The organism is Streptosporangium sp. NPDC006013, assembly GCF_040614275.1.
In the GTDB taxonomy this organism is placed as follows: Bacteria; Actinomycetota; Actinomycetes; order Streptosporangiales; family Streptosporangiaceae; genus Streptosporangium.
Window position 1 is genome coordinate 1 of the sequence record NZ_JBEXUE010000354.1, and the last position, 10,644, is coordinate 10,644.

6 protein-coding genes and 1 pseudogene are annotated in these 10,644 nt (G+C 74.3%); all 7 read left to right on the top strand.

The genetic code is table 11. The annotated features are described in order from the left end of the window. Nucleotides 1-302: pseudogene (locus ABZ260_RS37135) on the top strand (hypothetical protein); the annotation flags it as partial. Continuing rightward, on the top strand, nt 299-3,130 hold the full coding sequence (locus ABZ260_RS37140; RefSeq protein ID WP_355626893.1) for a beta-ketoacyl synthase N-terminal-like domain-containing protein: 2,832 nt from the start codon (nt 299-301) through the stop codon (nt 3,128-3,130). The pseudogene ABZ260_RS37135 and the gene ABZ260_RS37140, both read left to right, overlap by 4 nt. Next, entirely contained in the window at nt 3,127-4,566 is a 1,440-nt protein-coding gene (locus ABZ260_RS37145) for an amino acid adenylation domain-containing protein (RefSeq protein ID WP_355626895.1), read from the top strand. Before ABZ260_RS37140 ends, ABZ260_RS37145 begins: the two co-directional genes overlap by 4 nt. An 8-nt stretch (nt 4,567-4,574) precedes the next feature. Beyond that, nucleotides 4,575-7,700, top strand: coding sequence for an amino acid adenylation domain-containing protein (locus ABZ260_RS37150; protein ID WP_355626896.1), 3,126 nt, complete (start codon nt 4,575-4,577; stop codon nt 7,698-7,700). Between the two features lie 13 nt (nt 7,701-7,713). After that, nucleotides 7,714-8,142 (top strand): aspartate 1-decarboxylase, encoded by a 429-nt coding sequence (panD, locus tag ABZ260_RS37155; protein ID WP_350925222.1) that lies wholly within the window; start codon nt 7,714-7,716, stop codon nt 8,140-8,142. Continuing rightward, complete coding sequence (locus ABZ260_RS37160; RefSeq protein ID WP_350925224.1) at nt 8,139-8,444, top strand: phosphopantetheine-binding protein; 306 nt, start codon at nt 8,139-8,141, stop codon at nt 8,442-8,444. The genes panD and ABZ260_RS37160 overlap by 4 nt, the downstream gene beginning before the upstream one ends. A 43-nt stretch (nt 8,445-8,487) precedes the next feature. After that, nucleotides 8,488-10,644 (top strand): condensation domain-containing protein (locus ABZ260_RS37165; protein WP_355626898.1); only part of this gene is annotated, 2,157 nt, incomplete at its 3' end.

Genomic DNA, 10,644 nt, shown 5'->3' on the forward strand with positions numbered 1-10,644 from the left:
TACCCGCCGCGCTTCCGATCTCGCAGGCCGAGGCCGCGGTGGTGGTCGCCGAGGTCACGGCCGCGACCGCGGGGGATCTCGGCGAGCTGATCACCGAGATCCGCCTCGCGGTGGCCAGGGAGCACGACGTGCTGCTCGACGGGGTGTTCCTGGTCGAGCCGCGCAGCGTTCCCAAGACCACCAGTGGAAAGGTCCGGCGCCGCGAGTGCCGCGCCATGCTGGCGGAGGGCCGCTTCACCGTGCTGGCCGGATGGACCTCGCCCGCCCTCGCGGACGCCGATCCGGTGGCGGCCGGGCGATGAACGTCCTGGACCTGCTGACCTCCCTGGTCGCCGAACGCGCCGGCCTGGCCGATGTCGACGCCGACCGGCTGTTCATCGACTACGGCATCGGCTCGGCCGACGCGGTCGCCCTCGCCGCCGAACTGGAGGCCCGGCTGGGCACCCCGCTGCCGAACACGGTCTTCTACGACCACCCCACCCCGCGCGCCCTGGCCGAACATCTGGCGGGAGCCGTGGCACAACCGGATCGCAGGACCCCCGGCCACGGCACCTCCCGCGCCCTGGGCGGGCATGAGGCCCCCGCCCACTCCGCCGAACCGGTGGCGATCGTCGGCATCGGCTGCCGCCTGCCGGGGGCCGACGGCCCCGGACGGCTCTGGCGGCTGCTGGCGGACGGCGTCGACGCGGTCGGCACGGTGCCGGGCGAGCGGGCCGCGCACCACCCGGGCTGGCGCGAGCCAGGGGTGGGCGAGGGCGGGTTCCTGCCGGACGTGGAGGGCTTCGACCCGGCGTTCTTCACGGTCAACGCCCGCGAGGCGGAGGCGATGGACCCGCAGCAGCGGCTGCTGCTGGAGGTCGCGCACGAGTCCCTGCAGGACGCCGGGCTCCGCCTCGCCGATCTGGCCGGGAGCCAGACGGGCGTGTTCGCGGGCATCAGCAGCGGGGACTTCCTGGTCAGCAGCTTCAGCCCGGGACTTGCCGCGGCCGAGCCCGGCCTCTACACCCCGACCGGTGTGGCGCACAGCGTGGCCGCCAACCGCATCTCCTACGTCTTCGACCTGCACGGCCCCTCGATGTCCGTCGACACCGCCTGCTCGTCGTCGCTGGTCGCCGTCCACCAGGCGGTGACCGCACTGCGGACGGGGCAGTGCGACATCGCCCTCGCCGGCGGGGTCAACGCCATCCTCTCGCCGGACATCGGCCTGTGCTTCCGTACGGCGGGCGTGCTGGCCCCCGACGGCCGGTGCAAGTCCTTCGGCGCCGGGGCCGACGGCATGGGCCGCTCCGAGGGCGCCGTCATGGTGACGCTCCGGCGCCTGGGCGACGCGCTCGCCGCCGGGGACCGGATCTACGCCCTCATCCTCGGTGGCGCGGTCAACAGCGACGGGCGTACCAACGGCCTGATGTCGCCGAGCGCCCCCGCGCAGGTACGGCTGCTGCGCGCGGCATGCCGCGCCGCGGGGGTCGACCCCGGTGACGTCGGCTACGTCGAGGCGCACGGCTCGGGCACCCGGCTGGGCGACCTGATGGAGCTGCGCGCCCTGTCGGAGGTGCTGGGCACGGCGCCGCGCCGCGCCGCGCTGCGGATCGGCTCGGTCAAGAGCAACCTGGGGCACCTGGAGGCGGCGGCCGGTGCGGCCGGCCTGGCCAAGCTGGCCCTCGCGCTCTTCCACGGCACGCTGCCTGCCAGCCTGCACGCCACCGAGCTCGCCGAGGACTTCGACTGGTCCGGCGGCGGCCTGCGCGTGCAGCGGAGCCTGGAACCCTGGACCGGCCGCCTGGCCGGCGTCAGCTCCTTCGGTTTCGGCGGCACCAACGCCCATCTGATCCTCCAGGCACCGCCCGAGCGGCGGCGCACACCCGTTACGCGTGGAGGCGTTCCCGCCCGGCGGCAGGCCTGGGAGGACTGCGAGGGGGGACCGCCCGCCGAGACGTGGTCGTATCCACCGGCGGCGGTTTCGCGCACCCGCCACTACCTGCCGCTCTCGGCGCACACGCACGCCGGGCTGCGGGAGCTGGTCGTGCGCTGGCGGACCGCGCTGGACGATCCGGAACTGGACCTGGCGGCGGCCTGCCACACGGCCGGGGAACGGCGCGACCACCACGCCTACCGGGTCGGGGTGACCGGCGCCGACGCCGCCGAGCTGAGCCGGGAGCTCGACAGGGCACTGACCGACCTGGCCGCCGCGACACCCGGCGGCGCGGCACCCGGCGGCCTGGCCCTGGTCTTCGCCGACGAGCCGGGCGCCGGGACGGCCGCCGCGCACGCCGGCCTCGCCGCCGAACTGCGCCGGGCGGGCGTCCGTCCCGACCTGGTGATCGGCCACGGCGCGGGGGAGGTCGCCGCCGCCCGCCACCGCGGCGTGCTGTCGCCCACCGCCGCGGACGCCGTCGCCGGGCACCGCGCCAGGCTGCTGGCCAGGTCGGCGCCGGTGCACGCGCTACGGGTGCGGCTGGCGCGCAGGCTGGCGGAGGCGCTGTGCGCGCGGATCGGTCCCGCGCTCGCGGTGGCCACCGTGGAGGACGCGCAGACCTGTGTCATCGTCGGTCCCCGGGCCGCGCTGGCCACCCTGGCCGCCACCCTCAGCGCGGGAGACGTGCTCTGCGGCGACCTCGGCCCCGCCACCGCCGACCACAGCGCGCTGGCCGCGCCACTCGCCGCCGAGCTGGAACTCGCCCTGCAGGGCCTGCCCGTCGACACCGGTGAGACGGCGGCGCTGTCGACGCTCACCGGCGGGCCGGTCGACGGCCGCGCGCAGGGCGCCCGGCACTGGGCGCGCCACCTGGCCACCCCGAGCCTGCTCGGCGACGCGCTCGCCCTCGCGCTGGACCGGGGAGTACGCACCTTCGTGGAGATCGGTGCCGCCGAACTCGGCCCCCGGCTGCGCGGCGCCCCGGGGGGCAGGCAGGCTCGCGTGGTGCGCCACGCCACCGCGAGCGACCTGCCCGGCGTGCTGATCCGCCTCTACGAGCTCGGCCACGACCTCGACTGGGCCGTGCTCAACCCACCGGGGGCCGTGGCGTCCATCCCATTGCTCCCCTGGTCCCGCGAACGGCCCGCGCACCTGCCCGAGCACCTGCCCGCGTCCGGCCACGCCGGCACCGTCCCGCATGAGGTGGTCGCGTGAACACCGTCCTGCACGAGGTGGCCCGGCAGGTGAGACAGGCGCCCGGCGCGGTCGCCGCCCTCGACCCGGCCTCCGAGCTCAGCTACGGGCAACTGGCCGCCCGTGCCAACGCGGTGGCCGACGTCCTGCGGGAGAGAAGGGCACGCCCCGGTGACGTGGTCGGTGTCGCGTTGCCCCGCTCGGCCGACTACGTGGCGGTGATCCTGGGCATCTGGCAGGCCGGCGCGGTCTTCCTGCCCCTCGATCCGGCCCTGCCGCCCGAGCGGCTGCGCTTCCAGCAGCACCAGGCGGGCATGAGCCTGCTCCTCGACTCCGTACCGTGCGTCGAGGGCGTCGAGGGCGTCGAGGGCGTCGAGGGCGCCGGGGGCGCCGGGGGCACGGCCGAGTTGCGGACCGGTGACGCCGAGCCGGAGCGGTGCGCGTACGTGATGTTCACCTCCGGTTCCACCGGACGGCCCAAGGCGGTGCTGGTCTCGCACGCCTCGCTGCACAACTGCGTGCGCGCCGTCGCCGAACTGCTCGGCCCCGGTCCCGCCGACCGGTACGCCGCCAACCAGACCTTCTCCTTCGACATCGCGCTGCTGGAGATGTTCGTCCCGCTCAGTCACGGCGGGGCGACCCTGGTGACCTCCGAGGCGCTCCAGGCCGCCCCGGAACGGCTGGTGGGCTGGCTGGAGAGGCACCGCGCCACCGTCGTGCACGCCACCCCCACCGCCTGGCGCTTTCTGCTGCCGTACCTGACGCCGGGGCGCGAGGAACTGCAGGCCGTCTGCGGCGGTGAGGTGCTGACCGCCCGGCTGGCCGCCGAGCTGGCCGGGCGCGCCGGGCGCGTCTGGAACTTCTACGGCCCCACCGAGGTCACCGTGTGGTGCACCGCCGGGCTCGTCACCGCCCAAGAGCCGGACCCGCTGCCGGTGGGCAGGCCGCTGGCCGGTTACCGCGTCGTCCTGCTCGACGACGCCGGTGAACGGGTACCGGACGGCGAGCAGGGCGAGATCCACGTCGGCGGGCTCGGCGTGGCCCTCGGTTACGGCGGCGCCCCCGAGCTGACCGCCGAACGGTTCGTCGACCACCCCGAGCACGGCAGGCTCTATCGGACCGGTGACCTGGGCCGGCTGCGCCCCGACGGCCGGCTCTGGTTCACCGGGCGCCGTGACCGGCAGGTCCAGCTGCGCGGCTACCGGATCGAGCTGGGTGAGATCGAGTGCGTGGCCCAGGAGCACCCGCTGGTCGAGCTGGCCGCCGCGCACGTCGTGGACGAGGGCCTGCTGCTGTTCGCCCAGGGAGACGTCACCCCCCGGGCGCTGCGCAAGCACCTGGCCGCCCACCTGCCCGCCTACATGATCCCGTCCAGGATCGAGGTGCGCGGCGCCTTCCCGCTGACTCCCACCAAGAAGATCGACCGCGTCGCCCTGCTGGCGTCGGCGAACCGTTAGGAGAAGTCGTGGCCGGATTGCACGAGCTGGTCGAAGCCCAGGTGGAGCGGACCCCCCGCGCCGTGGCCGTCATCGATGCCGACGGCCACACCCTGACCTACCGCGAGCTGGACCGGCGCGCCAACCAGCTCGCCCACCACCTGCGCGAGCTGGGAGTGGTCGCCGACACCCCCGTGGCGGTGTGCGTGCACCGGGGACTGGACCTGGTCATCGCGCTGTGCGGCATCCTCAAGGCGGGCGGAGCCTACCTGCCGATCGACCCCGACGCGCCGCCCGCCCGGGCGCGGCTCATGGTCGCCGAGGGCGCGGCGCCGGTGTCGGTGGGCGAGCAGGCACTCGCCCACCTGCTGCCCGGCGACCTCACCCGCGTCGTGCTGCTCGACCGCGACAGCGCGCTGATCGACCGCCACCCGACGACCCCGGTCGGCTCCGGGGTACGCCAGGAAAACCTGGTCTCCCTCTACTACACCTCCGGCTCGACGGGCACCCCCAAGGGTGTCGCCAGCACGCACGGGGGCTGGATCAACCGGATGCGGTGGATGCAGGCCGAGCACCGCCTCGAACCAGGCGAGGCCGTGCTGCACAAGACCACGCTCAGCTTCGACGACTCGGCGGTGGAGGTGTTCTGGCCGCTGTCGACCGGCGGGGTGGTGGCGATCCTGCCGCCGGGCGAGCACCGGGACCCGGTGGCGCTGCTGGAGGCCACCTCGCGCTTCGGCGCCGCCGTCGTGCAGTTCGTGCCCAGCATGCTCGCGCTGTTCCTGGCGGCGCATCGCCGCGCCGGGCTGCCGCCGCTGCCGCACCTGCGCCACGTGATCTCCAGCGGGGAGGCGCTGACCGCACCCCTGGCGCTCGCCTTCCACGAGCAGATCGGCGTGTACGGCTGCGGGCTGCACAACCAGTGGGGCGCCACCGAGGTGTCGATCGACTCCACCCTGTACACCTACGACCCGCACGACCCGCACGCGGGCCCGGTCGTCTCCATCGGAACGCCCTTCACCGGCAACACCGTGCATGTGCTGGACGAGGCGGGGGAGCTCGTACCCGACGGTGCGGCGGGCGAGCTGTTCATCGGCGGGATCGGCCTGGCGCGCGGCTACCATCGCAGGCCCGCGCTGACCGCCGAGCGCTTCGTCCCCGACCCGTACGGCCCGCCGGGCTCCCGGCTGTACCGCACCGGCGACCTGGGGCGGCGCCGCCCCGACGGCGCCCTGGACTTCCTCGGCCGCACCGACCACCAGGTCAAGATCCGCGGGGTACGGGTCGAACTGGGCGAGATCGAGGCCACCCTGGACGCCCATCCCGGGGTCGAGCGCTCCGCCGTCACGGTCGCCGGGGAACGCCTGCTCGGCTACGTGGTGGCCTCCGGTGCCGCCCCCGACCCGGCGGAGCTGCGGGCCCATCTGGTCGACCGGCTCCCGCCCTACCTCATCCCCGCGCAGCTCGCGGTGATCGACCGGATGCCGCTGACCAGCAGCGGGAAGGTGGACCGGGCCGCGCTGCCGGAGATCGCCCCGCCCGCCGAGCGGGCCGAGGGGAGGCCCCCGGTCACCGCCGTGCAGCAGGCGCTGGCCACCATCTGGGCCGATGTCCTGGACCTGGACACGGTCTGCCTGGACGACAACTTCTTCGAGCTGGGCGGCAACTCCCTGCTCGCCACCCAGGTCATGTTCCGCATCCAGGACGATCTGCGCATCGACTTCCCGCTCTACCTGCTCTTCTCCGCCGAGTCGCTGGAGGAGCTCGCCGAGGAGGTGGCCGAGACCCGCGCCGAGCAGCTTCCGCCGCTGCCGAGGGTGTCCCGCGAGGGGACACTGCCGCTCTCCTACGGCCAGGAACGCCTCTGGTTCCTGCACCGGCTGGCGCCCGGCTCGACCGCGTACAACGTGCCGACCGCCTGCCGCCTGCACGGCCACCTCGATGTGGCGGCGTTCCGCCAGGCGTTCGACGAACTGGTCGCCCGGCACGAGATCCTGCGGACCCGGTACGTGGAGAGCCCCGAAGGCATCCCCGAGGTGCGCGTCGACGCTCACGGACCCCGGCTGAGGTTCGCCGTCGCGCCCGGCGAGACCCGCATCGCCCGCGAGAGCGCCGCCTCCGACGCCCTGCAGGCCGACTGGGAAACCCCCTTCGACCTCGCCGCCGCCGCGCCGGTGCGGGCCAGGCTGACCAGGTTGGACGCCTACGAGCACGTGTTCTCCCTGGTCGTCCACCACGTCGGCTACGACGCCGCCTCCGAGCAGGTGCTCTGGCAGGAGCTGGCCACCCTGTACGAGGCCGCGCTGGCCGGGCGGCCCGCCGTGCTCCCCGAGCCGGCCGCGCAGTACGTGGACTACGCCGCCTGGCAGCGTGAGCACGCCGCGGGTGGCGAGCAGCTCGACTACTGGCGCGCCCAGCTGGCCGGGATCACCCCGGCCGAGCTGCCCATCGACAGGCCGCGCCCGCCCGTGCAGACCTACGCGGGCGCCAGGGTCTCCTTCATGATCGAAGAACGGGTCACCGAGGAGCTGCGCCGGCTCGGCCGCGAGGCGGGCACGACGCTCTTCGCCGCCCTGCTCGGAGCCTTCCAGGCCACGCTCTTCCAGGCGTGCGGCGGCGCCGACGTCGCGGTGGGCTCCCCGGTACCCGGCCGTACCCGCCCGGAGACCGAGCAGATGATCGGTTTCTTCGTCAACACGCTGGTGCTGCGCACCCCCTGCGGCGGCGACCCGACCTTCGTCGAACTGCTCGGCCGCGTCCGCGAGGTGGTCCACGGCGCCTACGCCCACCAGGACGTCCCGCTGGAGCGGCTGGTCCAGGCGCTGCGCCCGCCGCGCGCGCCCGGCCGCTCCCCCTTCTTCGACGTCATCTTCAACGGCGTCCCGCTCAGCGCGCTCACCGGCGCCGAGGGCGTACGCCTGCCACAGCTGACGGTGACCCCCATCGACCTGGCGACCCGTACCACGGTCGCCGACCTCGTCTGCTCGGTCGCGGAGACCCCGGACTCGATCATCGGCGAGGTCGCCTACAACACCGGCCTGTTCGACGGATCCACCGTCGAGAGTCTGGTGGATGCATGGCTGCATCTGCTGGGAGCGGCGGTGCGTGACCCGCACGCGCCGCTCTCGGCACTGTCACCAGCCTCCCATGTGTGAACGGAAGCCCGAGATGCTGCGCACGATGTTCAAATCCAAGATCCACCGAGCGACGGTCACCCACGCGAACCTGCACTACGTCGGCTCGGTGACGATCGACGAGAACCTGATGGACGCCGCCGACCTGCTGGACGGCGAGCAGGTGGCGATCGTCGACATCACCAACGGCGCCCGCCTGGAGACGTACGTCATCGCCGGGGAGCGCGGCAGCGGGGTGATCGGCATCAACGGAGCCGCCGCCCACCTGGTCGCGCCCGGGGACATGGTGATCCTGATCTCCTACGGCCAGTACTCGGGCGAAGAGCTGCCGGGCTACCGGCCCCGGGTCGTCCATGTGGACGGGGCCAACCGGATCGTCGACGTCGACCACGACCCCGCCCGCCCGGTGCCGGGGGCAGAAGACCAGCTCGCACCCGCGGGTGCGGCGAGGAGGACACGATGAGCGCGCCCACGCACACCCCCGTCCACCAGGCGCTGGCCGACGACTGGACGCTGCTGCTCGGCCTGGACGGTGTCGGTTTCGACGACGACTTCTTCGAGGCCGGGGGCCACTCGCTGGTCGCCATCCAGCTCGTCGCCAGGATCCGGGCACGGCACGGCGTCGAGGTGCCGGTCGCGGACGTGTTCACCCACCCGACGGTGGGCGAGCTGGCGCAGGTCGTCATCGGCCTGCTGGAAGACGGAGCGTCACCCCTCCCACCGCACTCGCCGCTGGAGGTGGAAGGTGCCGGTCGTAGCGCCTGAGACATCCTCGTCCGGAGCTTCCCCCGCCGAGGCGCCCCCGGCCGTGACCTCTCCCGCCGGGACGCCGCTGTCGTACGCCCAGGAGCGGATGTGGCTCGGCCACCAGCTGGACCCCGCGGGGACGGAGTACAACGTCTGCCTGGCGCTGCGCCTGCGCGGCCCGCTGGACGTCCCGGCACTCGCCGGGGCGCTCGGCGACGTCGTCGCCCGCCACCAGGCGCTGCGCACCGTCTACCCGAACGTCGAAGGACGGCCGGTGGCCTCGGTGCTGCCACCGGCGCCGGTCGAGCTGCCGGTACACCCCGTGGCGTCGGAGGAGGAGGCCCGCAGGACGGCCGCCGCCGAGGCGCGGCGGCCGTTCGACCTGGCCGCCGGGCCGGTGCTGCGCGTCCAGCTCGCCCGGCTGGCCGCCGACGACCACGTCCTGGTACTCGCCGTGCACCACATCGCCTTCGACGAGTGGTCCATGGGCGTCTTCCTCGGCGAGCTCGACGCCCTCTACCGGGCACACCTCGCCGGGCTGCCCGACCCGCTGCCCCCGCTGCCCGCCGGGTACGACGAGGTGGTGGCCGCCGAGCGGGCCGTGGATCTGGCGCCCGCCCTGGCGCACTGGCGCGGCGCCCTGGCCGGCCTGCCCGCGCTCGACCTGCCCACCGACCGCGTCCCCGCTACGAAGTTCTCCGGGAAAACCCCCTCGAAGACCGTTACGGAGCCCTCCGGCGAGCCTTTCATGGAATCCTCTGCCGGGTCCTCCGTGGAATCCTCCACCGAGGGGGCGACGCTGACCTTCACCGTGCCGGCTGCCACCGCCGCCGCGCTCGGCGCCGTCGCCCGGCGCTGCCGGGCCACCCCGTACATGGCCGGGCTCGCCGCGTTCGCCGCGCTGCTGTCGCGCCACTGCGGCCAGGACGACATCGCGCTCGGCAGCACCGTCGCCAACCGCGCCGTGCCGCACTCCGAGCACCTCGTCGGCGCCTTCTTCAACACCGTCGTGATGCGCGCCGACCTGTCGGGTGACCCGAGCTTCACCGAGTTGCTCCGCCGGGTCCGCGCCTACTGCCTGGACGCCCTCACCCACCAGCACCTGCCGTACCCGATGCTCGCCCAGGGCCGCGCCCCGCTCTTCCGCGTCCTGTACGAGCTGCACGCCGGCCTGCCGGGGAGCACGGCCCTCGGCGACCTGGCCGTGGAGCCGTTCGAGTTCCCCGACACCGCGGCCAAGTACGACCTCGCGCTGTCCCTGATGCCGGCAGGCGGCCACCTGCTGGGGCACCTGACCTACCGCGTCGACCTGTTCGAGCCCGGCACCGCCCGGCGGCTCGCCGAGTCCTTCGTCCACCTGCTCGCCCAGGTCGCCGCCGCACCCGACGTACCGCTCAGCGCCCTGGAGATCCTCCCGCCCGCCGAGCGCGAGACGCTGCTCGCGGCCTGCCGGGGGCCGGAACCACTGGGTTCGCCGGACGGTTGCGCGCACCGGCTCTTCGAGCGGCAGGTCCGGCGCACCCCCCAGGCCGTCGCGCTGACCTTCGGCGGGACCCGGCTGAGCTACCGGGAGCTGAACGCCAGGGCCAACCGGATCGCGCACTGGCTGCGCGGCAGAGGCATGGGCCCGGAGAGCATCGTCGCCGTCCGCCTGCGACGCTCCGACTGGCTCGTCGCCGCCTTCCTCGGCATCTGGAAGGCCGGGGCCGCCTATCTGCCGCTCGACCCCGGGCTTCCGGCCGCCCGGCTGGAGTACATGCTGGCCGACTCCGGTGCCCGGCTGGTGCTGGACGATGAGGCCGCCCTGGAAGCCGAGAGCGCCGGACATCCCTCCGGCGACCCGGACCCGACCGCCGTGTCCGGCAACCTGGCCTACCTCATCTACACCTCCGGCTCGACCGGGCGTCCCAAGGGCGTCATGGTCGGACACCGGGGCCTGGTGAACTTCCTGCGCTGGTGCGTGTCGGCCTACGCCGTCGGCGGCGTGGGCGGGGCCCCGCTCTTCTCCTCGATCGCCTACGACATGGTCGTGCCCAACATCTACACGCCGCTGGTGGTGGGCCAGTGTCTGCACATCGCCGCCGAGGACACCGCCCTCGACGAGCTGGGCACCGCGCTGTCGGCCCGGCCGTACGGGTTCGTCAAGCTCACCCCCGGACACCTGGAGGTCCTGGCCGGGCAGCTCTCCGCCGAGCAGGCCGCGGGCCTGGCCGGGGTC

Excerpts from the sequence above, each read along its gene's own strand:
- ABZ260_RS37140 (WP_355626893.1), top strand. The coding sequence starts at position 299 with ATGAACGTCCTGGACCTGCTGACCTCCCTGGTCGCCGAACGCGCCGGC.
- panD (WP_350925222.1), top strand. The coding sequence starts at position 7,714 with ATGCTGCGCACGATGTTCAAATCCAAGATCCACCGAGCGACGGTCACC.
- ABZ260_RS37160 (WP_350925224.1), top strand. The coding sequence starts at position 8,139 with ATGAGCGCGCCCACGCACACCCCCGTCCACCAGGCGCTGGCCGACGAC.